Source organism: Pontibacter locisalis (assembly GCF_042684605.1).
Lineage (GTDB): Bacteria > Bacteroidota > Bacteroidia > Cytophagales > Hymenobacteraceae > Pontibacter > Pontibacter locisalis.
The window spans coordinates 94,396-119,575 of sequence record NZ_JBHULU010000022.1; the positions used below are offsets into that span (position 1 = coordinate 94,396).

The 25,180-nt window shown below is 46.0% G+C and carries 27 protein-coding genes and 1 tRNA gene; 14 read left to right on the top strand and 14 right to left on the bottom strand.

The genetic code is table 11. From position 1 onward, the window contains the following. Positions 1 to 31 precede the first annotated feature (31 nt). From accC to ACFSRY_RS18530, 10 genes are all read right to left on the bottom strand, one after another. The gene (accC, locus tag ACFSRY_RS18485) at positions 32 to 1,375 is read right to left on the bottom strand and encodes an acetyl-CoA carboxylase biotin carboxylase subunit (RefSeq protein ID WP_377511523.1); all 1,344 of its coding nucleotides are present in this window, start codon (positions 1,373 to 1,375) and stop codon (positions 32 to 34) included. Positions 1,376 to 1,502: 127 nt separating this feature from the next. Further along, entirely contained in the window at positions 1,503 to 1,997 is a 495-nt protein-coding gene (accB, locus tag ACFSRY_RS18490) for an acetyl-CoA carboxylase biotin carboxyl carrier protein (RefSeq protein WP_377511526.1), read from the bottom strand. A 3-nt stretch (positions 1,998 to 2,000) separates the two neighbouring features. Next, positions 2,001 to 2,564, bottom strand: a complete 564-nt coding sequence (efp, locus tag ACFSRY_RS18495; protein WP_377511529.1) for an elongation factor P — start codon at positions 2,562 to 2,564, stop codon at positions 2,001 to 2,003. Between the two features lie 145 nt (positions 2,565 to 2,709). After that, positions 2,710 to 3,939: a glycosyltransferase family 87 protein gene (locus tag ACFSRY_RS18500; RefSeq protein ID WP_377511532.1), complete on the bottom strand. Its 1,230-nt coding sequence runs from the start codon at positions 3,937 to 3,939 to the stop codon at positions 2,710 to 2,712. A gap of 104 nt (positions 3,940 to 4,043) precedes the next feature. Beyond that, the gene (locus ACFSRY_RS18505) at positions 4,044 to 5,045 is read right to left on the bottom strand and encodes a beta-ketoacyl-ACP synthase III (RefSeq protein WP_377511535.1); all 1,002 of its coding nucleotides are present in this window, start codon (positions 5,043 to 5,045) and stop codon (positions 4,044 to 4,046) included. A 144-nt stretch (positions 5,046 to 5,189) separates the two neighbouring features. Further along, positions 5,190 to 6,131, bottom strand: coding sequence for a phosphate acyltransferase PlsX (plsX, locus tag ACFSRY_RS18510; RefSeq protein ID WP_377511538.1), 942 nt, complete (start codon positions 6,129 to 6,131; stop codon positions 5,190 to 5,192). Between the two features lie 50 nt (positions 6,132 to 6,181). Continuing rightward, complete coding sequence (rpmF, locus tag ACFSRY_RS18515; RefSeq protein WP_377511541.1) at positions 6,182 to 6,379, bottom strand: 50S ribosomal protein L32; 198 nt, start codon at positions 6,377 to 6,379, stop codon at positions 6,182 to 6,184. Between the two features lie 54 nt (positions 6,380 to 6,433). Continuing rightward, positions 6,434 to 6,982 (bottom strand): YceD family protein, encoded by a 549-nt coding sequence (locus tag ACFSRY_RS18520; RefSeq protein ID WP_377511544.1) that lies wholly within the window; start codon positions 6,980 to 6,982, stop codon positions 6,434 to 6,436. 66 nt (positions 6,983 to 7,048) lie between these two features. Then, a complete protein-coding gene (gene pdxA, locus ACFSRY_RS18525; protein ID WP_377511547.1) occupies positions 7,049 to 8,071 on the bottom strand; it encodes a 4-hydroxythreonine-4-phosphate dehydrogenase PdxA in 1,023 nt (340 codons plus the stop codon). Positions 8,072 to 8,077: 6 nt separating this feature from the next. Then, on the bottom strand, positions 8,078 to 9,511 hold the full coding sequence (locus ACFSRY_RS18530) for a leucyl aminopeptidase family protein (RefSeq protein WP_377511551.1): 1,434 nt from the start codon (positions 9,509 to 9,511) through the stop codon (positions 8,078 to 8,080). 159 nt (positions 9,512 to 9,670) lie between these two features. Between ACFSRY_RS18530 and rsmA the strand changes: the two genes are divergently transcribed. The 5 genes from rsmA (at position 9,671) to ACFSRY_RS18555 (ending at position 13,903) form a co-directional block, all read left to right on the top strand. Further along, positions 9,671 to 10,450, top strand: a complete 780-nt coding sequence (rsmA, locus tag ACFSRY_RS18535) for a 16S rRNA (adenine(1518)-N(6)/adenine(1519)-N(6))-dimethyltransferase RsmA (RefSeq protein ID WP_377511554.1) — start codon at positions 9,671 to 9,673, stop codon at positions 10,448 to 10,450. 6 nt (positions 10,451 to 10,456) lie between these two features. Continuing rightward, complete coding sequence (gene mgtE, locus ACFSRY_RS18540) at positions 10,457 to 11,809, top strand: magnesium transporter (RefSeq protein ID WP_377511557.1); 1,353 nt, start codon at positions 10,457 to 10,459, stop codon at positions 11,807 to 11,809. Further along, on the top strand, positions 11,809 to 12,759 hold the full coding sequence (locus ACFSRY_RS18545) for an NAD(P)-dependent oxidoreductase (RefSeq protein WP_377511560.1): 951 nt from the start codon (positions 11,809 to 11,811) through the stop codon (positions 12,757 to 12,759). Before mgtE ends, ACFSRY_RS18545 begins: the two co-directional genes overlap by 1 nt. A gap of 260 nt (positions 12,760 to 13,019) precedes the next feature. Next, positions 13,020 to 13,493 (top strand): transcription elongation factor GreA, encoded by a 474-nt coding sequence (greA, locus tag ACFSRY_RS18550; protein ID WP_377511563.1) that lies wholly within the window; start codon positions 13,020 to 13,022, stop codon positions 13,491 to 13,493. Positions 13,494 to 13,504: 11 nt separating this feature from the next. Continuing rightward, positions 13,505 to 13,903: an HIT family protein gene (locus tag ACFSRY_RS18555; RefSeq protein ID WP_377511566.1), complete on the top strand. Its 399-nt coding sequence runs from the start codon at positions 13,505 to 13,507 to the stop codon at positions 13,901 to 13,903. Between the two features lie 73 nt (positions 13,904 to 13,976). Here ACFSRY_RS18555 and ACFSRY_RS18560 read toward each other — a convergent pair whose 3' ends face one another. The 4 genes from ACFSRY_RS18560 to ruvC form a co-directional block, all read right to left on the bottom strand. Further along, on the bottom strand, positions 13,977 to 14,993 hold the full coding sequence (locus ACFSRY_RS18560; RefSeq protein WP_377511569.1) for an MlaD family protein: 1,017 nt from the start codon (positions 14,991 to 14,993) through the stop codon (positions 13,977 to 13,979). Next, positions 14,994 to 15,773 (bottom strand): ABC transporter ATP-binding protein, encoded by a 780-nt coding sequence (locus ACFSRY_RS18565; protein ID WP_377511572.1) that lies wholly within the window; start codon positions 15,771 to 15,773, stop codon positions 14,994 to 14,996. It abuts the gene before it with no gap. Between the two features lie 3 nt (positions 15,774 to 15,776). Next, positions 15,777 to 16,592 (bottom strand): MlaE family ABC transporter permease, encoded by an 816-nt coding sequence (locus ACFSRY_RS18570; protein WP_377511576.1) that lies wholly within the window; start codon positions 16,590 to 16,592, stop codon positions 15,777 to 15,779. A 102-nt stretch (positions 16,593 to 16,694) separates the two neighbouring features. Further along, a complete protein-coding gene (gene ruvC, locus ACFSRY_RS18575; protein ID WP_377511579.1) occupies positions 16,695 to 17,267 on the bottom strand; it encodes a crossover junction endodeoxyribonuclease RuvC in 573 nt (190 codons plus the stop codon). Between the two features lie 25 nt (positions 17,268 to 17,292). Between ruvC and ACFSRY_RS18580 the strand changes: the two genes are divergently transcribed. The 9 genes from ACFSRY_RS18580 to ACFSRY_RS18620 all read left to right on the top strand — a co-directional run bounded on the left by ACFSRY_RS18580 (position 17,293) and on the right by ACFSRY_RS18620 (position 24,990). Then, the gene (locus tag ACFSRY_RS18580; protein WP_377511582.1) at positions 17,293 to 18,282 is read left to right on the top strand and encodes a lysylphosphatidylglycerol synthase domain-containing protein; all 990 of its coding nucleotides are present in this window, start codon (positions 17,293 to 17,295) and stop codon (positions 18,280 to 18,282) included. Then, positions 18,279 to 19,412, top strand: a complete 1,134-nt coding sequence (locus tag ACFSRY_RS18585) for a glycosyltransferase (protein ID WP_377511585.1) — start codon at positions 18,279 to 18,281, stop codon at positions 19,410 to 19,412. The genes ACFSRY_RS18580 and ACFSRY_RS18585 overlap by 4 nt, the downstream gene beginning before the upstream one ends. Next, positions 19,409 to 19,666 (top strand): hypothetical protein, encoded by a 258-nt coding sequence (locus ACFSRY_RS18590; RefSeq protein WP_377511588.1) that lies wholly within the window; start codon positions 19,409 to 19,411, stop codon positions 19,664 to 19,666. The genes ACFSRY_RS18585 and ACFSRY_RS18590 overlap by 4 nt, the downstream gene beginning before the upstream one ends. Positions 19,667 to 19,864: 198 nt before the next feature. Beyond that, positions 19,865 to 21,088, top strand: coding sequence for a PP2C family protein-serine/threonine phosphatase (locus tag ACFSRY_RS18595; protein ID WP_377511591.1), 1,224 nt, complete (start codon positions 19,865 to 19,867; stop codon positions 21,086 to 21,088). Between the two features lie 35 nt (positions 21,089 to 21,123). Next, complete coding sequence (locus ACFSRY_RS18600; protein ID WP_377511594.1) at positions 21,124 to 21,756, top strand: polysaccharide deacetylase family protein; 633 nt, start codon at positions 21,124 to 21,126, stop codon at positions 21,754 to 21,756. Beyond that, a complete protein-coding gene (locus ACFSRY_RS18605) occupies positions 21,753 to 22,844 on the top strand; it encodes a glycosyltransferase (RefSeq protein ID WP_377511597.1) in 1,092 nt (363 codons plus the stop codon). Before ACFSRY_RS18600 ends, ACFSRY_RS18605 begins: the two co-directional genes overlap by 4 nt. Positions 22,845 to 22,997: 153 nt before the next feature. After that, entirely contained in the window at positions 22,998 to 23,765 is a 768-nt protein-coding gene (locus ACFSRY_RS18610) for a TatD family hydrolase (protein ID WP_377511600.1), read from the top strand. A 2-nt stretch (positions 23,766 to 23,767) separates the two neighbouring features. Continuing rightward, positions 23,768 to 24,835 carry an asparaginase gene (locus tag ACFSRY_RS18615; RefSeq protein WP_377511603.1) on the top strand — a complete coding sequence of 356 codons (1,068 nt, stop codon included), beginning with the start codon at positions 23,768 to 23,770 and terminating at the stop codon, positions 24,833 to 24,835. 67 nt (positions 24,836 to 24,902) lie between these two features. Beyond that, positions 24,903 to 24,990 (top strand) — tRNA-Ser (locus ACFSRY_RS18620). The last annotated feature ends 190 nt before the right edge of the window (positions 24,991 to 25,180 follow it).

A 25,180-nucleotide genomic window follows, 5' to 3' on the forward strand; every position in this document is an offset into this window, starting at 1 on the left:
AGGGCTTTTCTAAAGCTATTGTTGCGTCTTTCTACAGTTTACTAAAATCGAAGCTGTCCAGGTAAGCTGTTGTAAAGTTACCTGCCTTGAAGCCTTCGTCATCCATCAGCTTCAGGTGGAAAGGTACAGTTGTTTTGATGCCTTCAATGACAAACTCGCTCAGTGCGCGCTTCATCTTTACCAGGGCCTCCTCACGTGTCTGTGCGCTGACGATCAGCTTCGCGATCATAGAGTCATAGTTTGGCGGAATGGTGTAGCCAGAGTAAACGTGTGAATCTACCCGTACACCGTGTCCTCCTGGTGTATGCAACGTTGTGATCTTTCCAGGAGAAGGACGGAAACCATTCTTTGGGTCCTCCGCATTAATACGGCACTCAATGGCATGCATCTTAGGATAGTAGTTCTTGCCTGTGATCTTATGACCGGCAGCTACCTTGATCTGCTCCTTAATCAAGTCGTAGTCAATAACCTCTTCTGTGATAGGGTGTTCTACCTGGATACGCGTGTTCATTTCCATAAAGTAGAAATCACGGTTTTTATCTACCAGGAACTCAATGGTACCTACACCTTCGTAGTTAATTGCTTTTGCACCAGCAATGGCAGCTTGTCCCATCTTCTCCCGCAGTTCATCTGTAATGAAAGGTGAAGGAGTTTCCTCAACCAATTTCTGGTGACGGCGCTGGATAGAGCAATCACGCTCCGAAAGGTGCGCTACCTGGCCATGCTGGTCACCGATCAGCTGAATTTCAATGTGACGTGGCTCAACAACAAACTTCTCCAGGTAAATACCATCATTACCAAAAGCTGCCTTTGCCTCAGCGCGTGCATCATTCCAGCCTTTCTCAAATTCGGCGTCGTTTTTAGCGATACGCATACCCTTACCACCACCTCCGGCAGTTGCTTTCAGAATAACCGGGTATTTGATCTTGTTTGCTAATTTTATGCCTTCTTCCATTGACTTCAATAAGCCATCAGAGCCAGGTATGGTTGGTACACCGGCTTTCTTCATGGTTGCTTTAGCCGAAGCCTTATCGCCCATGGAGTTGATCATTTCAGGAGAAGCACCGATAAACTTAATGCCGTTTTCAGCACAGATACGGGAGAACTCTGCATTCTCAGAAAGGAAACCGTAGCCAGGATGAATGGCATCTGCGTTTGTTATTTCTGCAGCAGCTATGATGTTTGGAATGTTAAGGTAAGACAGTGCACTTGGTGCCGGACCTATACACACAGCTTCGTCAGCGAAACGCACATGAAGGCTCTCCTTGTCGGCAGTAGAGTATACTGCTACCGTTTTAACACCCATTTCCTTACAAGTACGGATAACGCGCAGTGCGATTTCGCCACGGTTGGCGATCAATATCTTTTTGAACATAAGTCTTTAATTAGAGAATCTGAAGATTTGGAAATGTGGAAATTCTAGACGTTAAAAATGAGGAAAGGGAGTTTATACTGTTTCTCCAATTCCTCATTTTCACACTTTCAAACTTTCAAATTTTACGTTAGCTAGGATCTACCAGGAACAATGGCTGATCGTATTCTACTGGTGAGGAATTGTCTACCAATACTTTCACGATTTTACCAGAAACCTCAGATTCAATCTCATTAAACAATTTCATTGCTTCGATGATGCAGATCACCTGTCCTTGCTTAACCTCATCTCCAACATTAACAAATACTGGAGATTCCGGGCTGGAAGAACGGTAGAAAGTACCGATCATTGGTGCCTTTATAGCAACATATTTACTTTCATCAGAAGTAGTTGATGGAGCAGAAGCTGCTGCAGGAGCTGACGCAGCAGGTGCCGGAGCTTGAGCGGCAACTGGTGCAGGAGCCTGTGGTGCAGGTGCAGCCGTGGCTGGCTGGCTCACATACTTCACTTTCTGGTCCGGATCACGCTTTACGGAGATCTTGAATTCTTCTGTTTCGATGTTTACTTTATTCAAGCCAGATTTGGCGATAAAGTCGATAAGGTCCTGGATTTCTTTAGCTTTCATTTGTTATTTTACTCTCTCTGCGTAAGAATATGTACGAGTGTCTACTTTGATTTTTTCGTCCTGGCCAATAAACAGAGGCACCTGAATTGTAGCACCTGTTTCTACGATGGCTGGTTTTGAGGCGTTAGTGGCTGTATCGCCTTTAATGCCTGGCTCAGTATAAGTAATTGTTAACTCTACGAATGGTGGGATTTCACAGGTTAATGGCGTTTCTGTTTCAGCGTGGAAAAGAATTGTAACTTCCTGTCCTTCCTTCATCAGGTCAGCGAATGGTACCATCGCCTCATTAAGGGTAACCTGCTCAAAGGTATTCATGTCCATAAAGTTATAACCCATGTCATCTTTGTAGATGAACTGGTGCGGGCGCTGCTCCACTCGGGCAGTTGTTATTTTATGGCCTGCCGAGAAAGTGTTATCAATTACTTTTCCCGTTCTAACGTTTCTGAGCTTTGTTCTAACGAATGCCGGGCCTTTGCCTGGCTTTACGTGCTGGAAATCAGTTACCTGGTATAGGTCGTGGTTAAATTCAATCACAACACCGTTTTTAATATCAGCTGTGGTTGCCATAGTTTATGGTTTATTCTAAATAGTAAAACTGAAGGGTAAAAGTATAGCTGAAATTGCTGTGTTGCAAACAAAATCAGGTATTCTGGGTAATTTGTCCTGAAAAAGCCGCCATTTTGTCCAAATAGCAGTTCTTCATGTTTAAACATCAGGCATGCAAGATGCTTCCCCGGCTTTCATGAGTCTGATTTATTTCATTCTGCCGGTTTCTCCGAATCAGGAACAGCATAGCTAGTAGAAGTAAAGTGCCGAATGTATAAACAGAGGCATTTTCAAATAGGTTGTATATCTCCCGGCCCATTAAGTCTCTGATGTTAGCTCCAATTAGGAGGCAGCTTGCTACAGTCATGTATTTACCTGCTGGCGGAAGCTGCGGGTAGTTGTACAGAACCAAAACGATGGCAGGTAAGGTGAACAGGAAAGCATTCTGACTTGTAAAGGCAAATAAAGGAACAAGAGCTATAAGTACTGCTACTTCTGCCACTAAACCGTTTTTTACTTTCTTACCCATTTGCATAAAGGATAGAAAGCAGAGCCCAATGATGCCCAACAGGATCAGTTGATATATTTTTATTGATGAGGAGGTAGCTAACAGGTACTGTAGCGGCGAATAGCGTGCGAGAACAGAGAAAATAGTATGGTTAGCTTCTGCCATCAGGTTCTGTTTTGCACCTAGTTCTATACTTAATTCTGTCAGCCAGCTTTGGTTCAGTAATGTGTACTGGTGCCATGAAGGATAAAAGACCATGGGCAGTAAAGCTAAGATCATTATGGCTCCCAAAGAGGTCAATACAGTTTTGAATTTCCCTTTTAGCAGCAGGTAAGGGTAAAATATCAATCCAAAAGGCTTTAAGAATAGGCTTACTGCTAATAGAACTCCGGCTGGCAAGGATTTTTGCTTCATCAGGAACACAAGCATAAAAATGTATAGTGAGAGCAATACAAAATTGACTTGGCCAAGGTGCCACTCCCGGTGTACGTGTGCCCCTACAGCTAAGAATGCTACTAAGAGTATATTCCTGTTTCTGTTGTTGATACCAGGAAAGGCCTCTTGAGCTAAATTGAAAAGCACTCTTAAAACAACTATTGTCAAAGCTGTTAATAAACCCCAAAAAATAACTTTGGCTACTGGAAAAGGAAGTAAGGCAAATGGAACAAAGTACAGGGCAGCCGTAGGAGAGTACTTATATACATAATGCCCGTCAGCCGCAATACGGTACAGTTCCTCTCCATCTATCATCCTGGCTGCTGTGCGGTAATATACCTCCAGGTCATGCATTGTGAAGCGGTCGTTAATGATTTCTCCGAATAGCAGGATGGAGCTGGCTAACAGGATAAAGTAGATCCAGAGGTTCTTTATCTCCAAAATTTTTTTCACTGGTACCTTTTAATCTGATGTAGATAGGATAGGCTTAAACTAAACCTACGTTTTATGTTGTATGCATGCATAAAAAAACGGCCGCTGAGGCGGCCGTTTCAATGTTATTGTTTCGGGTCGTAAGCCCATTTAACGTAGATAGCGCCCCAGGTAAATCCACCCCCGAATGCGGCTAACACTATGTTGTCTCCTTTCTTGAGTTGGTTCTCATACTCCCACAAGCAAAGCGGAATAGTGCCGCTTGTTGTGTTGCCATACTTTTGAATGTTAAGCATGACTTTTTCACTGCTAAGGCCCATGCGATTAGCAGTTGCCTCAATAATACGCTTATTGGCCTGATGTGGAACCAGCCAGGCAATATCATCACCTGTCAGCTTGTTACGCTCCATTACTTCGGCAGAAACATCAGCCATGCCTTTCACGGCAAACTTAAATACCTGCTGGCCTTCCTGGAAAGCGTAATGCTCTCTTGCCAGCACGGTTTCTACAGTGGCCGGTTTTCGGCTACCACCAGCCTTCATGTGCAGGAACGGTGCACCTGTGCCATCTGACTTCAGTACCTCGTCTAAAATGCCATAACCTTCTGTGTTTGGCTCCAGCATTACTGCGCCGCCGCCGTCACCAAATATAATGCAGGTAGCTCTGTCTGTATAGTCAACGATAGAAGACATCTTGTCTGCTCCTACTATAACCACTTTCTTGTAGCGGCCGGATTCTATGAACTTTGATCCGGTAGCCAACGCATAAAGAAAACCTGAACAGGCAGCCTGCAGGTCGTAACCAAAGGCATTTACAGCACCTATTTCTGCTGTGATCAGGTTAGCTGTTGCCGGAAACACCATATCAGGTGTTGTGGTAGCACAAATAAGAAGATCGATTTCTTCCGGCTTTGTATTCGTTTTTTCGAGCAAATCCCGTACTGCTGGCACAGCAATTTGTGAAGTACCTTTGCCCTCACCTTTCAGGATACGTCTCTCCTTGATACCCGTGCGAGAAGTGATCCACTCATCATTCGTATCAACCATTGTCTCTAGCTCCTTGTTAGTGAGCACGTATTCTGGAACATAGCCACTCACACCTGTGATAGCGGCGGTGATTTTACTCATGTTAAGAAAAGTCTTATTGTTAAATCAAATGTGGGGGGCAATTTACTAAAAAAAAATTGGCATAACCTGCCAGTTTCTGTAAAAAGAGTTACTGGTGCAGGTTATGCCAGCTAAATATTAGCTATTGCCACAGAGGGCAACCATTTATTCTGAGTAATTTTTTCTGAAGCGCTCTGATAGTTTTGACGCTACCATTTTCTGAGCCTGTAGTACCATGTTACTGATAGCTTTCGGGCTGGAAACACCATGCCCGATTACTGCATTACCATTGATGCCCAGGATAGGACTACCACCAACAGCCTCATAGTTGAACTTGTCGATGAACGGATCATGCATGTTCTTCTCATTGAGGATGTCATAGATGTTCTCAGCCATCTTCAGAATGATATTTCCTGTATAGCCATCACAAACAATAACATCTGCTTTATCATTGAAAAGGTCACGCCCTTCGATATTACCGATAAAGTTAATGCTGCTGTTTGTTTTCAGGCGCTGGTGAGCAGCCTGTGTAACTACTGTGCCTTTCCCTTCCTCTTCGCCCAGGTTCATCAAACCTACCTTCGGATTAGGAATTTCCAAAACATACTTGGCATAGATAGAGCCTATTTCGCCAAATTGCTCCAGCACTTCAGGTTTACAATCTGCATTTGCCCCAACATCCAGCATAATACCATAGCCACCATTTACTTTAGGAACCAGGCCACCTATAGAGGGTCTCAGAATTCCCTCAATAGCTTTTACGCTAAACATGGCACCTACCAGCATGGCACCCGTATTTCCTGCGCTACAAAAAGCATCTGCTTTCTGCATTTTAAGCAGCCCATACCCAACGGCAATGCTGGAATCGGTTTTTTGTGAGAGCGCCTTAGTAGGGTGCTCTCCCATTTCTATTACCTGGCTGGCATGAACAACTTGTATGTTATTGCCAGAATATCCGTATTCGTTTAGCAGCGACTGAACAATGTCTTCCTTGCCAATTAGCAGGATTACATCTTCCTGTTCCAGCTGCTGAGCGGCCAAAATTGCACCTTTAACGACAGCCTCTGGTGCAAAGTCACCGCCCATAGCGTCTAAGGCGATCCTCATTTACTGGGTGTTGTTAAATTATACAGAACTTAAAAGAAGCAGGCTATTGCTTACTGAGCGTTCGTTGTATAATTTTTGATAGCCAACTTGCCTTTGTGGAACAGGTCGCCATCAACCACATATGCGTGGTGGAATAGGTGAGGCGTGTCTGTAGTAGGGCAGATTGCGATGGCTTTCTCAGAAAGTTTATAATGAGTTCTTCTCTTATCTCTTCTGGTCTTCGAAATCTTACGTTTAGGATGTGCCATTTTTTGTTAAAAATTTACTTACTAGTTTATACTTTCTTAAAATCTTAAAACTCTTTAGTTAAGGTTTCTGAGGGCGTCCCAACGCGGATCAGTATCCTCATCGTCGTCATCCTCATCTTCGCTGTCGCTCTCGCTGCGCGAAGTATAAATCAGGATATCCTCCTCGCTGTCATCCTCCTCTTCATCAGACTCCTCCACAAAGCGTGGGTGAAGCTTCTTCATAGGCAATGAAAGACTTATGTAATCATACAGGTGTTGTGCAATGTTGATAGCCTGTGTGCCATTCGTGATCTGCCACAAGTCATCATCCAACTCCAGGTTCTCTTCGCCATACTTCACTCTGAAAACTTGCTGCACATGTACCGGATAATCAAACTCATCCAGGCTTCTGTCGCAAGTCAGGCGCACATGTCCTTCTATGTCTATGTCAAAGGTAAGCAACGACTCCGTTTTGTCGAGCTCCACTTTAGCCAGCAGTTTACCTCCTGATATTATATCCGTCCCAAAAAGTTCAAAGAAAGAATCGTCCATCTCAAACTCATACGAGTGTCGCTTATTGCTAAGCTTGGCGATGCCGATCTCATAGTCTTTTAGCTTTTTCACAACCGACTTTTTATTGCAAGACGCAAAATTAGGATATAAATCTGATAAAAAAAATACCTGATGCTATTAAACAGCAGGCATTTCTTCAGCTAATCGTTTTTTAACAATGTCGCAGGCCAGGAACAACGCTTCTCTGAAAGAGGTTTCATTTGCAATGTGCTTATTAGCAATATCATAAGCAGTACCGTGATCGGGCGAGGTGCGCACAATCGGTAAACCGGCTGTATAATTAATTCCACTTTCAAAAGCCAGTGTTTTAAATGGAATCAGACCCTGATCGTGGTACATGGCCAGTACGGCATCCACCTGCTTGTACTGTCTCATGCCGAAGAACCCATCAGCAGGGTAGGGGCCAAACACTAAGTTGCCGCGCTCTTTCATTTGCATGATAGCCGGACGAATGATCTCCTGTTCTTCTGTTCCCAGCAAACCTTCTTCACCGGCATGCGGATTCAAACCCAGCACCGCAATCCGGGGCTTAAGGATGCCAAAGTCTTTTCTAAGCGACTCCAGCAGGATGGTCATTTTGCGAATCAGGAGCTCTACTGTAAGTTTTGATGCTACCTCTTTAACAGGCATATGCCCTGTAACTGTAGCAACTCTTAAGTCTTCGCTAACCAGCAGCATCAGGCTTTCCGGTGCATCAAAGTATGATGTCAGAAATTCTGTGTGACCCGGAAAATTGAATTCTTCCGCCTGTATGTTGTCTTTGTTAATCGGAGCTGTCACCAGACCATCCAGTAGACCGGCTTTTAAATCGCTGCTGGCTGCCAACAGGGAATCCAGGGATGCCTTGCCGGATTCGGGAGTAGGTACGCCAGGTGTAACTGACAGTTCCTGATCCCAGCAGGTGATCAGGTTTACCTTGCGTGGTACTAATGCATTGGCACTTTCTACCTGCTGATAAAAAAAATGCTCAGCGCTTAGTGCTTTACGCACCCGGTTAAGTACGCCAGGTGCGGCATAAATTACAGGGGTGCAGTAGTTTAATACCCGTTGATCTGATAAGGTCTTGACAATCACTTCCGGACCAATGCCATTGGTGTCGCCTATGCTGATGCCAAGTTTCACTTTATATTTAGTATCCATTTCTAATTATCGGGCCAGAGAACTGAGGTAGTTATAAACAAGTCGAACGCCGGAGCCTGTAGCCAGCTTGCCACGGTAAGAGTCCTCGCTATGCAGGTAAGCTGTACCGGCAATGTCAAAGTGTACCCAAGGGTAATCCGTGAAGGCTTCCAGGAATTTGCCAGCCGTGATGTGGCCCGCGTCGGCCCCACCTATGTTTTTAAGGTCGGCAATATCTGAGTCGAGCTGCTTTTTATACTCGTCCCACAGCGGAAACTCCACCGTGCGCTCGTGTACGTTGTCGCCCGCTTTCTTGAGCTCTGCCATCACTTCCTCACCGGCAGTTCCCATTACAACCAATCCTTCCTTACCCACAGCACGCATGGCTGAGCCGGTAAGGGTGGCTAAGTCCATTACCAGTTCCGGGTTGTATTTCTTTGCAAAACTTAGTGCATCAGCTAGTATCAGCCTGCCTTCCGCATCTGTGTTCAGGACCTCTACCGTCATGCCATTATGCATGGTGATGATGTCACCTGGTGCCACAGCATTGCCTCCCGGGCGGTTATCAGTGGCTGGGATTAAGCCAATAATGTGCAGTGGGAGGTTGTTTTTGGCTGCAGCATACATAACACCTGTTACAGCAGCTGCGCCAGCCATGTCAGATTTCATGTAATCCATAGACTGTGGTGTCGGCTTCAGGCTCAGACCACCAGTGTCGTATACAACTCCTTTGCCTACCAGCACGTATGGCTTGGTGTTTTTTGCATTATCAGGCTTCCACTCCAGTATGTTAAAGGTAGCCGGTTCTTCACTGCCTTGGTTTACCGCTATAAGCCCGCCCATTTTCAGTGACTGAATCTTGATCAGGTCGAGCACCTCCAGGTCAAACCCTGCTTCCTGCGCAAGCTCTTCCAGTTGCTCGCTAAGTTGTGTGGCAGATTGATGGCTATGCGGTTCATTTACCAGGTCGCGTACCTTATAAATAGCCTCGAGTACGTTAGAGAGTTCCTCTACCTGCGTCTCAGTTACATGCTCATCAGCAATTGTGATGGTTTGCAAAGAACTTGGTTTCTCGTCTTTTGTCTTGTGTTTCCGGAACTGGTAATTCCCCAGGTAAATCCCCTCTGCCAGGTATAAGCTGGCTTCAGAGTTTGTTTTGTCCAGTATGGATATGCTCTCTGCTTTGTCTGTTTTAAGCTGCTGAAGCAGTTTATGTCCAGCCTGTCGAAGTGCTTCTTTTTTAAGGCTTTCTGTTTTGGCTTCAGGAGCCACCACTACAAACACGCGGTGCGAATAGCGGTTCAGGTAGATGAGTTTAGCATCCTGTTGTACCTGCTGTTGCACATAGTTTTGCTCTTCAGGTTGCAGTTCCTGCACCTGATCTACCTGATCCTTAGCTATAATGATAGCCAAATTAGTATTTTTAGCTAAGCTTGTGTCGTATTTAAGTTGTGTTGGCATCTGTCGTTTGTATCTTTGAGTGCGCAATATAGTAAGTATAATACGTAATGCGAAAGCCTGCACCCCTGTTGCTGGGGCTAAGGCTAACTTACAACTAAAGTATAACGGGAATGAGCGGAAAAGTATACTTACTGCCGTTCGACCTATAAATAACAAAGCGTGGGTAACGTAAGACCAAAGAAACACCTGGGGCAGCACTTTCTGGTAGATCAGAACATTGCCATCAAAATTGTAGAGCAACTGAGCCTGCCCGGCGGTGTAAAAGATGTGCTGGAGATAGGCCCGGGAATGGGCGTGCTCACGCAATACCTGATCAAACACCCGGAGTACAGAACAACCGTAGTGGATATTGACAGGGAGTCGATTGCTTACCTGCAGGAGCATTTTCCGCAGCTTGGGGATCGTATCATATCGGCAGATTTCCTGAAGACCGACCTGAGCAAATTGTTTCCGGGACCTTTTGCCATTATAGGTAACTTCCCTTACAATATCTCGAGCCAGATATTCTTCAAGGTGCTGGAGCAACGGGATGTAGTGCCGGAGGTAGTATGTATGATACAGAAGGAGGTAGCAGAGAGAATTGCAGCTCCTCCGGGCTCTAAGACCTATGGCATCCTAAGTGTGTTGTTGCAGGCGTATTATACCATTAAATATAATTTCACGGTAAGTGAACACGTTTTTCACCCGCCGCCAAAAGTGAAGTCGGCGGTAATCAGCCTGGTGCGTAATGAGGTAAAACAGTTGCCTTGTGATGAGAAGCTGTTTATGCAGGTGGTTAAATTAAGTTTCGGAACCCGGCGTAAAACCCTTCGTAACTCACTCCGAAGTTATAACTTGCCGCCAGAAATAACGGTGCTACCCGTTTTTGATAAGCGTGCCGAGCAACTTTCGGTACAGGACTTTGTAGAGTTGACCCAACTTATTCAGCAGAATACATAAGAAAAGATGCAGATAGAGATAACACGTGAGTTTATTGAGCAGGTAGAGGAAGCAATTGAACGTCAGGATAAAGACTTTATTCTGAGTACAATGGGCGAGATGCATCCTGCCGATATTACCACGGTGCTCTACGAGCTTGATACCAATGAGTCGAAGTATGTGATGGACTTGTTGCCTCCGGAAGTAGGGGCAGAGATTCTGAGCGACCTGGACTATGACATCCGTGAAGACTTTCTTGATTACTTCACAAGTGCCGAGATAGCCCGCTATGTTAACCTGATGCACTCGGATGATGCCGTGGACATCCTTAACGAGCAATCGGTGCAGACCCGTGAGGAGGTTCTGGCCTTGATTGATAACGAGGAAAAGGCTGAAGACATCCTGGACCTGCTGCATTACGAAGAGGATTGTGCGGGTGGTCTGATGGCGAAAGAACTTATTAAGGTAAACCTGAACTGGCGTGTAACCCAGTGCATTGAAGAGATTCGCAGACAGGCAGAGGATGTGTCGCGCATATATACAGTATATGTGGTTGATAACCGTGATATACTTGTTGGCCGTGTTAGTGTTAAGTCCCTCCTGTTATCCAAAGACGATAAGCTGGTAAAGGACATCTACAACCCGGACGTAATATCTATCGAGTCTTTCAGAGATGAGAACGAGGTGGTGAACGTGATGCAGAAGTATGACCTGGAAGCGATACCGGTGGTAAATATTCAGGGCCGTTTGCTGGGCCGCATCACCATTGACGACGTGGTAGACGTTATGCAGGAACAGGCAGAACTGAGCCGCCAGTTAATGACAGGTATCTCTGAGAACGTGGAAGAGGATGACAGTGTGTTCCGTATCTCCCGTTCACGATTACCCTGGCTGATCATTGGTATGGTGGGAGGTTTGCTCGCTGCTCATTTTATGGGCTTCTTTGAAAAAGACATTGCCCTGCTGCCTGCTTTGGCCCTCTTCGTGCCGCTTATCACGGCAACAGGAGGGAATGTAGGAATACAGTCCTCCTCCATAATTATCCAGACGCTTTCTTCGAATGCGGTAATGCTGGAGAACTTTACGCAGCGTATTTTAAAACTTGTGCTGGTCGCCCTGCTTAACGCCCTAATTATATCTATTCTGGTCTTTAGCTTTTCATACTTGTTCCGTCAGGACCTGACCCTTTCCATTGTAGTGGCAACGGCTCTTTTCTCAGTTGTGATGCTGGCTTCCATGATGGGTACCATCACCCCCATGATCCTGGATAAATTCGGCATTAACCCCGCCGTAGCTGCCGGACCTTTTATCACTACCGCCAACGACCTTCTGGGTATAACCATTTATTTCGGTGTGGCGCATCTGCTTTATAATTTATAATGTCTGAAGATTTGAAAAGTAGTAGTGTTCTTATTATCGATGAGATGCACGACAGCATTTTTCCTATGCTGGAAAGGATAGGGGTAAAGGCAGATTACAGGCCGGAGATAAAGCCGATTGATGTTTGCGAGGCGCTCGCCGGGCACGAAGGGCTGATTGTACGGAGTAAAATGCGAATTACCGCAGATACGTTAAAACATACTGCTAAACTCAAATATGTGGCCAGGGCAGGAGCTGGCGTAGATAACATTGATGCAGCGGCGTTGCAGGAGCGAGGGATAGCTTTGCTTGCAGCGAATGAGGGTAACAGGCAGGCTGTGGGCGAATTTGCCCTGGGAATGCTGCTCTCGCTTATGCGCAATATTACCCGTGGTGACAGGCAGGTAAGACAAAAGGTGTGGCTGCGTGAGGAGAACCGGGGGGAGGAGTTAGGTGGTAAAACTGTTGGTATCATTGGCTTCGGGAACATGGGGCTTAGCTTCGCCCGTATCCTGCAAGGGTTTGGCTGCCGGATCATCGCCTATGATCGTTTTGCCCCTGAGAAGATCTGTGCCCCTTATGAGTGTGTTTCGCTGGAAGAACTGCAGCGGGAGGCGGATGTAGTGAGCCTGCACATACCTTATATTCCCGAAAACCTCAATTTTGCTGATGAAGCTTTTTTTAGGAACCTGAAGAAGCGGGTGTGGTTCATTAACACCTCCAGAGGAGATGTGGTGCAGCTGTCTGCCTTGGTTGAGCACCTCCAAAATGGTAAATTGAAGGGAGCTGCGCTGGATGTTCTTGAAAACGAGAAACTGCAGAGCCTCACAAGCGAACAGCAGCAGGATTTTGATGCGCTGGTGCAGGCAAGTAATGTATTATTAACTCCGCACATTGCCGGCTGGACACATGAGTCTTACGTAAAGATCAATGAAGTGCTGGTTGATAAAATCCGAAAATTAATAAAATAGAAGGTAATAAGACTATAAAAATAAATTGCATCTTGTGTCTCTAATTCTGTATATTTGCTTAAACAGAACCAAGGGGAGTAGCTCCTGGTTATAATTGTCGATTAAAGTTAAAGCAATGCTAAACTTTGGCGGCAGTATAGTTTTATACTGGTCGCCGCACTGGAAAAGAATTAAAAGATTTTACATATTTGGCAAAAAGAACGGTTATGCGCGCCATAACCGTTCTTTTTGTTTTTGTGTTTTAAACGTGGAAACTGATTATGAGCAAGATTTCTTATTACACAGCAGAAGGCTTACAGAAATTGAAGGACGACCTCGCTGAGCTTAAAACAAAAGGACGTTCTGAGGTGGCACGCCAGCTGGCTGAGGCACGCGATAAAGGTGACCTTAGCGAGAACGCTGAGTACGATGCCGCAAAGGACGCACAGGGGCACCTGGAGCTGAAGATCGCCAAGATGGAAGAGATCGTGGGAAATGCCCGCCTGATCGATGAGACTCACCTGGATGCAAGCAAGGCGTTGATCCTTTCTAAGGTGAAGATTAAAAACCTTAAGAACAACATGGTAGTAAACTATACTTTGGTGGCAGAAGAGGAGGCCGACCTGGCAGCAGGAAAAATCTCCGTTAAGTCACCGATTGGCAAGGGACTGCTTGGTAAATCTGTAGGTGATGTGGCTGAGATAACTGTTCCTGCCGGTAATATTCAGTTTGAGATCCTGGAGATCAGCCGATAAAACAAAAAACTATGGAAGCTTCGATATTTACAAAGATTGCCAAGGGTGAAATACCATCCTATAAAATTGCAGAGAGTGATCGCTTTCTTGCTTTTCTGGATGTATATCCAACCACCAAAGGGCATACACTTGTAATACCGAAGGAACAGATTGATTACATCTTCAACCTGAACGATGAACTCTATGCCGGCCTGATGGCTTTTGCCAAAGAGGTAGCCAAAGCAATTGGTAAGGCAGTGCCATGCAAGCGTGTAGGAATGGCTGTAGTAGGCCTGGAAGTGCCGCATGCACATGTGCATCTCATTCCAATAAACAGTATGGCAGATATGAATTTTGCTAATAAGAAGGAGTTCAGCAAAGAGGAGTTTGAAGAAGTAGCCGAAAAGATACGGACTGAATATCACATGTAACTTCAGCTAGAAGTCATAAATAAAAAGGGAGCTTGAATTTTCAAGCTCCCTTTTTATTTATGACAGTATGTCTTTATTGCTCGTCCTGTTGCTGCTGCTCCAAGTCTTTCTGAAGTCTTTCTTCGGCCTCTCGTTTCGCTTGTTTCCGGAAGAATCCGCGCAACAGGAAGTTGTTCTGAAGGGCTTCCATGTTCTCATCAAACTTTTGGGTGCTGGTTTCCAGGTTACGCATGGTCGTCTGTAACTGGCGCGCAAACTCTTCGTCTGAAAGCAGCACACCAACTGCATTGTTCTCATTATCCAGTTTAGCCGACACCTCCTGCAAATTCTGCATCATCGCAGAGGCTGAGGTTGTGGCCTCTTTTAATTGAGCCATGGATGTTTTTAGTCTGCTGTATACCACTGTGTCAGTAGCTATCTGGTTAGCAAGTCCACTCGGGTTGTTAAGCTTCGTTGTGAACCTGGAAAGCTCATTGGAAGCCTCGGCGGCCTCTCTTGAGGCCCGCTGCATATTTGCCACCATTGCCCGGAAGTTATCTGCCATGGCAGTGTCTGTGAGTATGGCGCCAATAGTGCCTTCTCCCTGTACCAACCTGGAAGTAATTACTTTGAAGTCGCTCGTAATGGCAACCAGGTTCTTGTTGTTTTTCTGAAGGGTATCCATCAGGTCATCTGTGTTCAGCGGGTTTATGGCCAAAATCTGGTCACCGTCTTCCACTGGACTTGCCTCCATCGTGCCGCCCTCGATCACGATGTTTTTATTGCCGATAAAGCTTTCGGAGCTGATACGGGCAATGGAGTTTTCACGGATGTACTGCTGTGCGCTCTCTTCAATCCGCATGGTTACCTTTACCTGCGAATCTCCTACAAAGCTGATAGATTTTATTGTGCCTATCTTCACACCAGAAAACCAGACGTTATTACCTGTTTTCAAGCCAGCCACATCGTCAAAAACTGCACTAACTTCAATTGTGCTGATCAGCCGCTTCTGTTGACCTGCCAGCATAAAAATGCCCGCCACCAATATCACGATTGCTAAAAAAACAAATATGCCCACAATTACTGTGGGTCTATTACTTCCAGTGCTCATCTAGTCTATAAAGTTGTAGTTATAAAAAGCTTGTACCCGCTCATCGTCTGTGGCGAATACTTCATCAAAAGAACCCTGCCGCTGAAACTGTCCATCCAGTAGCATAACCACTCTGTCTCCTACGGCGCGCGCGCAAGTAAGGTCGTGGGTGATGATGATAGAGGATGTGTTGAACCTGCGCTGAACATCATTAATCAGCTTGTTGATCTCGATACTGGTGATCGGGTCAAGCCCGGCGGTGGGTTCATCATACAGCATGATATCCGGCCTCAGGATCAAGGTTCTGGCGATACCAATGCGTTTGCGCTGTCCGCCCGATAGTTCGGAGGGCATTTGATTCAGCGCCTGCGAGAGGCCGACAGCTTCCAGCACAACATCTATTATCTTATCCCTTTCCTTCTGAGTCATTTGTTTGGCATGCCGTTCCAGCGGAAACTCCAGGTTTTCTTTTACGGTCATACTATCATACAGGGCGCTGTTCTGAAACGAGAACCCAATCTTAAGCCGCAATTCGTCTAATTGCTTAGGCGTTAGTTTACCCACTTCTCTCCCCAGAACGTTTACATACCCTTCATCAGCCTGTAACAGGCCCGAAATAATTTTGATCAGAACTGACTTACCTGTTCCGGAGCGGCCCAGTACTACCAGGTTCTCCCCTTTGAACAGGTCCAGGTCTACACCCTTCAACACCTCAAAATCATCGAACGCCTTTTTAAGTCCTCTGATAGAGATGACCTTTTCGTTTCTGTCTATCCGTGGGTTTATTTCCTTCTGCTCCATACCTTACATCATTCTTAAAGCGTTCACGATTTGCATAATGAGCAGCTCCTCGATAAATATCAGGAACATGGCCGTTACCACAGATGAATTGGCAGCCTTACCCACACCCTCAGTACCTTTAGAAGAATTATAGCCTTTGTAGCAGCCTACCATCCCAATGGTAAAACCGAATATTACTGATTTCACTGATGAAGCGGCAATATCCAGGAAAGTGATAGCCTCAAAAACCTGGTAGAAGAAGGTGATAAGTGTAGTTTGTTCGTTCTGGTGCACGTTCAGATATCCTCCCAGCAGCGATACCAGCGTTGTGTACATCGTTAGGGCCGGAATCATGAGAGTAGAGGCAAGCACACGTGTTACCACCAGAAACTTAAAAGGCTTGGTAGCCGAAACCTCCATCGCATCTATTTGCTCCGTAACCCGCATAGAGCCCAATTCTGCGCCGATGTTAGAACCAACACGGCCTGCTGCAATAAGTGCTGTAACCAGAGGGCCCATGGCTCTTACTATGGCTACAGAGATCAGGGCAGGCAGAAGAGCAGTGGCCCCGAAGCCAGCTAAGGAGGGCCTGGACTGATTGGTGAATACAATTCCGATGATGAAGCCTGTCAGGGAAATAAGAGGAAGTGAGCGAACGCCAATCTCGTAGCACTGCCTGATCACCTCCTTAATTTCATAAGGAGGAAAGAAAACTTCTCTGAAGAACCGCGCTATGAAACGGTACACACCGGCCAGCTCTACAAAGATCTTGTCGAGCCTTCGGGTAGTCACGTATGTGCGGGTGCGGGTATTTTTAGTTTTATCTTTGTCTTGATTCATTAAAGCCGGTTTGTACCAATCAATATACAAATCTACTATATAATTGGTAAAGGAGTACCTTAAACAGGTACAACCTCATACGGTTTATAAGATGCATGAGGTTTATTTACCAGAAACCCGGTCAGGGTTATCCGTCAGAAAGCTTTTCCACGATTTTCCACCCTGTCTGGCGTTATTTCCCTTCTGGTAATGATGGCAGAGGGCAACTCCCAGAGCATCAGTGGCATCGTGCAGCTTAGGGTCTGGCTGTATCTTCAGGATCTGTACCAGCATACTGGCTACCTGCTCCTTAGATGCATTCCCATTTCCCGTTACTGACTGTTTTACTTTTTTAGGCGCATACTCCACATAAGGGATGTCGCGGGATAGTGCAGCCGCTATGGCCACGCCTTGTGCACGACCTAGTTTCAGCATACTTTGCACGTTCACACCAAAAAAAGGCGACTCTATGGCAAGCTCATCAGGCAGGTACTCATCGATGAGCTGTATCATTCGGTCAAAAATTTTCTTTAACTTGACGGCGTGGTTGCTGTAGCTCTTAAGGTGGATAACGCCATACTGCACCACCTGTACCTTAGAACCAGTTACTTCGATAAGGCCATAGCCCATTACCTGTGTACCCGGGTCTATGCCAAGAATGAGTTTGTGAGGGGGAAGTGCAGAAGAGTAAACCATAAGGCTACAAAATTAAGACAATATCTTGAACATTAATCTTAACAAGAGATTCCTTTTACTCTCGGGTAAGTTGCTGGTACTGCTGCTTACGCTTTACCTGCTTTACCAGACCATTTTTTTTGCACCAGACACATTCCTTACCTGGGGAGGTATTCTAAGAAGCGCTTTAGATAGTCCCCTTTTAGGTCTTTTGTTCTTTGCCGCACTGTTAATACCCATTAACTGGGGGTTTGAAGCCCGTAAATGGCAGCTGCTCGGTCAGAAACTGGAACCGATCTCCTTTATCAGAGCTTACCGGGCTGTAATGGTGGGGCTAACGCTTGGCTTTATTACGCCTAATCGTTTGGGTGATTATGCCGGCCGCGTACTTGAGCTTAAGAGCAGGCAGCGCCTGGATGCCATTGGAGCCATCTTTATTGGCAGGTACTGCCAGTTGGTGGCAACAGTGCTGGTGGGTACCATTGGCCTGACATACTTCGTACTAAAATTTTACTGGCTGGAATACCCGGCAGTGGCTATGAGCCTGATACTTCTGCTGCTGGCATTATGTGGAGCTACTTTGCTTCTTTTGTATAATGCGAGAGCCATGGTAGCCATAGTGGCTGCCATAAAGCCCCTTCGGCCGTTTGTCCGGTACGTGGCCGTAATGGGAACCTACAATAAAAAAGAAATAACAAGCCTGCTCTGGTTGTCGCTGGGGCGTTATTTTGTTTTCCTACTTCAGTTTATCCTGCTTCTTGTCCTTTACGGCGTGGAACTGAGCCCGCTGGAATACCTGAGTGGCGTTTCAGGGACTTTCTTTCTTAAGTCTGTGGTGCCGTCAGTAAGTCTTTTGTCTGATCTGGGTATTCGGGAGCTGTCGGCAATGTACCTGTTTGGTTTATTGGGGCAGGCACGACTACAGGTACTAAGCGCTAGTCTTAGCCTTTGGCTCCTGAATATTGCTGTGCCAAGCGCGGTTGGGCTGGTGTTTGTGCTGCGTTTAAGATTAGCACGGAAAGGAGTAGCCGCATGATCTGGCTTTTAGGGCTATCGCTGTTAGCCTATGCCTGGGTGGTGCTTCGCCGCTGGGTAGCCTGGATGCAGCTTCCAGATGCCGATGCCCCTGCAGACTTTAGTCCTTCCACATTCCTTTCTGTGATCATACCTGTTCGTAATGAGGGTAGCCATATCGTGGATCTGCTGCACGACCTGGAAGCACAGCATTATCCGAAGGAGCTTTTTGAAGTGATTGTGGTGGATGATCATTCTGTTGATGAAACCGCCTGCTTAGTACGTAACTATACTCTCACTTCTAAGCTTTGCTTAAAGCTGTTGCAACTTGATGGTGAAGCCGGCTTGCGAATGAAGAAAGGAGCTGTGAAGAAGGGGGTAGAAGAGGCGCAGGGGGCGCTACTTGTGTTAACCGACGGTGACTGCCGTGTAGGGCCGGAGTGGTTGTTGCAGTATGCCTACACTTATGAAACAAAGAAGTCATACTTTATCAGTGGCCCTGTCTGCTTTCATAAAACCAGTTCTACTTTTGAGAAAATGCAGCTGGTGGAATTTGCCAGCCTGATCGGAATAGGCGGAGCTTCCCTGGCCCTGGCGAAACCGAATATGTGTAATGGGGCAAATCTGGCCTATACAAGGGCAGTTTTTGACGAAGTGGACGGTTTTTCCGGCAATGAGCAGATCGCTAGCGGGGATGATGAGTTCCTGTTGCACAAGGTGAATAATCTCTTTCCTGGCAAGGCGGTTTTCCTGAAAACTAAGAAGGCGATTGTTTATACCGAGGCCCGCAAGTCCCTGTCTTCTTTTATCTCTCAGCGTGTAAGGTGGGCCAGCAAATGGAAAGCTTATCAGAGCCTGCATGTGCAGCTGGTGGCGTTGGTTGTTTTTCTTGTTAATTTCCTACTCTTCGTAAGTATCCCATTATTTTTATTTGGCAAATTGCCGTTACTGCTATTAGTTTCAGCCTATATAGGTAAGTTTATTATTGATTTTTTATTTTTAGAACGCATACTAAACTTCCTGGGCAGAAAGCAGTATTTATGGCACATGTTTCCTTTGCAGCTGGTGTATGTACCCTATGTGGTAGTAACCGGCATAATGGGGCTTTTTGGTCGCTACCAATGGAAGGGAAGAACAATACGAAACTCATGAGCGAGAATGAATTTGATATACTGGATGAGCTTTACTTTGTAATGTCTTACCTTGACCTGAAAAGTACCCTTTCTCTTACCGATAATGAAATATGTTCTGCCCTGCAGTCGTTGATCAGGCAAGGTTATGTGAAGATACTATACCCGGATCAGGACACTGAATACGAGTACAAGGAGGCAGAATTCGGTAGCCACTGCCAGGATTATTACTTTCTGGCAACTAAAGCAGGATTAGTAGTGCATAATTCTGTTTGAGGCCTACAGAAGCTGGTATAGTGTCGTTTCCGCACCGCGTTACAGAGGGGGATTTTAAAAATGATTTTAGTTAACAACTGCCCTCGCTGTACTTTTTTTACTACTTTTACCTTGCATTTCGCCTCCTGCTGAGGTATCAGAACCTTGATTTTCGCAGTTGGTGTGCATGATGCTATAAATTGAAAATCAAACTTTCGAATGCCTGAAATAACCGTACCCAACATACAGCAGGAGTTAAACCTGAAAAAGCTGGAGCTATCTGCGTTACTTGAGATTACCCAGGCTATCAACGAAAACTTACCGGAAACGGCGCTTTATAAAATCTATCGTTTTACGCTGCTGGCGCAGCTGCAGATCAGCCGCCTGGTGCTGTTTGTGCATGATGAGAGCTGGGAGTGCAAGGTGTGCTTTGGAACCGAGCAGGATTTTACAAAGCATGATATGCCGGACGAGATACTGAAGCTGAAGGAGATAACCCGTACCTCTAAGTTGAAGATCGAAAAGAAGTGGCGGGCTTTTGAGATTGTGATTCCCATCCTGCACAACGGCAAAGTACTTGCCTTTGTAATGATAGGAAAGATTCAGCCATACTACACCAACATGGAAGCCCTGAGCTTTGTGCAGACTGTGAGTAATATCATGTTGGTGGCCATCGAAAACCACAAATTGGCAAGGCAGCGACTGGCGCAGGAGTCTATCAGGCGGGAAATCGAAATTGCCCGTGAGGTGCAATCAATGCTGTTTCCAAAGTCGCTACCAAACGACAGAGACGTAACTATACACGCCAGCTATATTCCGCATTCTTCCATTGGCGGAGACTATTACGATTTCATTGAGATAGACGCTGACAACTTTGTCTTCTGCGTAGCCGATGTATCGGGCAAGGGGGTGCCTGCATCTTTACTGATGTCCAACTTCCAGGCTGGCCTCAGAACCATTCTGCGCCAAACGGCAGACCTGAACACGGTAGTGGCAGAGCTTAACAACCTGATCTACCGTAACGCGATAGCTGAGAAGTTTATCACCATGTTTCTGGGGCTCTACAACCGAAAAAAACGGGAGCTTTCTTTTGTAAACGCAGGTCATAATTCACCAATCCTGTTGCACGATGATAATACGCACCGCCTGTTGAGCGAAGGCTGTACTATGCTGGGGGTCTTTGATGTATTGCCATTTTTATCGGTTACACGGGTTAATGTGCCAAAGAACTCTGTACTCCTTTGCTATACCGATGGACTAACGGAAGTATTTGATGAAGAGGAGGCGGAGTTTGGCATTGAGGGCACTATAACATTTCTGCAGCGAAACAGGTACCTGAGCTCTAAGATGCTCCACCTGCAATTGCTCCGTGAGATAAACCTGTACAATGAGGAAGCTGCTCTGAATGATGACATCACCTTGCTGTCATGCCGGTTTAAGTAATCTGAGTCCCTGCCTTATCACATGTTAAAGTCGCTTTGATCCGCCTTTTTAAAACTCCCTGGATATTAAAGAGAATGCTGCCGGGTTACACCTGGCATAAAGAGGCATCCGGCAAGAAGCTATATCTTACCTTTGATGATGGCCCCATTCCGGAAGTTACACCCTGGGTGCTGGAGCAACTGGAAAAGTATGGTGCCAAAGCCACCTTCTTTTGTGTAGGAGATAACGTAGTGAAGCACCCTGATGTAACTGAAAAGATCATACATAAGGGACATGTGTTGGCCAACCATACTTTCCATCACCTGAAAGGCTGGAACACGAAAGAGGACCGGTATGTGCGAAACGTGGAGCAGTGCCAGCAGGAGCTGGAAAGGTATGCTCCCAGTCCTGCAACAAATCTTTTCAGACCTCCTTATGGCAGAATAACAGGTAAGCAGGCAAAGCAACTACGCGGGAAGTATGAAATTATCATGTGGGATGTGCTTACCAACGATTATGATAACTCGCTATCGCAGGAGAAGTGCCTTTTAAAAAGTATTGAGAGTACTCAAAGCGGTAGCATCATCGTGTTCCACGACAGCCTGAAAGCCCGGAGAAATATGATGTATGCGCTTCCCCGTTACCTGGAACACTTTAGCAAACTGGGCTACACCTTCGAAACGCTATGATCTTTTCAGTAGCCTATTTTATACTCTACTTCATCCTTTTCCTGCTACTATTGGGGCTTCTGGTCGCAAACCGAAAGCGGTACGTCTTAAAACCTGATGCATATCCTAAAGTTAGTATCCTGATAGCGGCCCGGAACGAGGAACATACAATTATTCGCTGTCTATCTGCCATTGAAAACCTCGATTATCCCAGGGATAAGGTAGAGGTGCTGATTGGCGATGACGGAAGTACCGATGCTACCCGTACCGTGATAGATGATTTTATTCGGGATAAACCAAATTATACCTGCATAACCATATCTGAAAACATTGGTAAAGCCAGGGGTAAAGCCAATGTACTTGCGCAACTGGCTAAGATCGCGCGCACAGACTATTACTTTTACACAGATGCTGATATTGCCGTGCCACCTACCTGGATAGAGGCTATGCTGGCTGAGATGAAACCTGCGGTTGGTGTGGTAACGGGTATTACCACCATCAGTGGGAGCAATCTGTTTTCGAGACTACAGGCTATGGACTGGCTGTACTCACTGGGGTTAATGCAGGTAGTATCTGACCTTAAACTGCCTGTTACAACCATGGGGAACAACATGCTGCTGCGCCGGAAAGCCTATGAGGATGTGGGAGGCTTTGAGAGCATAGACTTTTCGATTACAGAGGATATTGCCATTTTCAACAGGATACTAAAAGAAGGCTGGAGTTTCCGGAATGTGTATGACCGCAGTGTTATGGCACTGTCTACGCCGGCCTTCACTTTGTTTCAGTTTTTGCACCAACGCAAGCGCTGGATGCGCGGCTCTATGCACCTGCCTTTCTATATGGCTGTCATTTTTATCATGCATGCAGCCTATTACCCGGTGCTGCTTCCATTCTTTGCCTATACTTCGGTAACGGTGATGCTGGCAATCTTTATACTTAAACTACTGCTACAGAGCGTGTACATTTTCCTTTGTCTGCGCCGGCTTGGCAGGTCTGCCCCCTGGTGGCTCTATATCCTGTTTGAGATTTACATGGTGGTTTCCTCTGTTATCCTCATCGTGTTCTTCTTTCTTCCTGTTAAGACCAACTGGAAAGGGAGGAAGTATTAAGGGGCTTGCCCAAGTGAAAGGGTACATCTATGTCCGGAGGCAAAGCTGTATAGGAACTATCACCAACCAACAATTTTTAAATTCCTAACTTGCAGCTATAAAACAGAAGTAGTATCAGGTTGGTATTTTGCCAACGTTAAAAGATTATTGTAGATGAACTTAGTTGATTCGCACGCACATATTTATTCTGAGAAATTTGATGAGGATCGTGCGCAGGCTGTTGAGCGTGCGCAGCAGGATGGGGTGAGCAAAATCTATATGCCAAATATAGATCATACGTCCATAGATGCCATGCTGGAAGCGGAGGAGGAGTATGCAGGTATCTGTGTACCCATGATGGGGCTGCACCCAACTTCGGTAGGGAAAGACTTTGAGCGGGAACTGTACCTGGTGGAGGAGTGGCTGGATAAGCGTGCGTTTGCAGCTGTAGGGGAATGTGGTATAGACCTGTACTGGGACAAGAGTTTTCTTCCGCAGCAACAGGAAGCGCTTAAGGTGCAGGTACAGCTGGCAAAAAAACACAGCCTTCCTATTGTGCTCCATACCCGCGACTCCTTTAATGAAACCTACGAAATAATTGCAGCTGCGCAGGATGGTTCACTAAAGGGAATATTTCATTGTTTTTCAGGTACAGTAGAAGAGGCAGAGAAAGTAAAGGAACTAGGCTTTTTAATGGGGATTGGTGGAGTGGCTACCTTCAAGAACGGCGGCATGGACAAAGTGCTCCCTCACCTGAGCCTGGAAAACCTGACTTTGGAAACAGACTGTCCTTACTTAGCGCCTGTACCGCACCGGGGCAAACGTAACGAGCCTGTATACCTTTCGCTGATTGCCAAAAGAGTGGCAGAGTTAATGAATAAGCCAGTGGAGGAAATAGCAGAAAGAACGACTGCCAATGCGATAAACTTGTTTAAGCTGTAGTAATGAAGGTAATTAAAGTAGACATTGACACCGCCACACCCAAGGATCCGGAGGCATCCATTTTAATTATTTATACGGGAGGTACAGTGGGGATGGTATTTGATAAAAAAGAACAGCACCTGGTGCCCTTCAACTTTTCGCAAATCCTGGACCATGTGCCGGAGATCAGTCAGTTCCATTACCTGCTCACGGTGATGAGCATTGAGCCGGCCATCGATTCATCTAACGTATCGGGGGCAGACTGGCTGATGCTGGCGAAGCTGATTGAGGAGAACTATAAAAAGTATGATGGCTTCGTGATCCTGCACGGTACCGATACCATGGCTTACAGTGCCTCGGCACTTAGCTTTTTGTTGGAGAACCTGCAGAAGCCGGTGATCTTTACAGGAGCGCAGGTGCCTATGGGCCGCTTACGCACCGATGCCCGCGAAAACCTGATAACAGCCCTGCAGATTGCTGCTATGAGGCAAAATGGCAAAAGCATGGTGCCGGAAGTTTGTATATATTTCAGGAACCTGCTTTTGCGGGGAAACAGGGCGAAGAAAGTAGAGAGTAGTCATTTTGATGCCTTCAAGTCTGACAACTATCCGCCGCTTGCCGAGACCGGTATCGATATAGAGTATAGCTATGATGATATCCTGGCGCACCCCAAGCACGCTTTCAGGACACACAAAAAGCTAAACGATAAGGTAGCCATTCTTAAGTTATTTCCCGGGATTACGCGGCAAGTGGTACAGAGTGTACTTCAATCCCCTGGTTTGCAGGGATTGGTGCTGGAAACGTTTGGTTCGGGTAATGCTCCGTCTGCCCCCTGGTTCCTTCAACTGCTGCATGATGCCCTTGACAGAGGAATTCATGTTCTTAATGTCTCACAATGCGACGAAGGCAGGGTAATTCAGGGGCAGTATGAAACAAGTACTCACCTGTTGCAGATGGGAGTAATAGGAGGTGCTGATATTACCACCGAAGCCGCTATTACCAAATTAATGTATGTGCTTGGACTGGAACTGGACCATGAACAGACACGGATGCTGCTGTGTCAGAACCTGCGAGGAGAGATAAGTCTATAGATAAGTGAAAGTATACCGGATGCATATTTGCAGATGTGCTGTAGAATAGCCTATATTTGCATCACAAAGAGAGTTGTCCGAGTGGTCGAAGGAGCACGCCTGGAAAGTGTGTATACCCCAAAAGGGTATCAAGGGTTCGAATCCCTTACTCTCTGCTGGTAATGTCATCATTTTTAGAGAAGCCTGTAAATGAATAGTTTACAGGCTTTTTTGCGTTTATTGTCCCGTCCTAAAATAGGTTGACACTTAAAACAACCTATTATGGAAAAAGCAGCAGAGAAAAAAAGCAAGCGCAGTCAGCGCGATTATCCCTTAGGCTTTAAACTACAAGTGGTAACTGAGGTA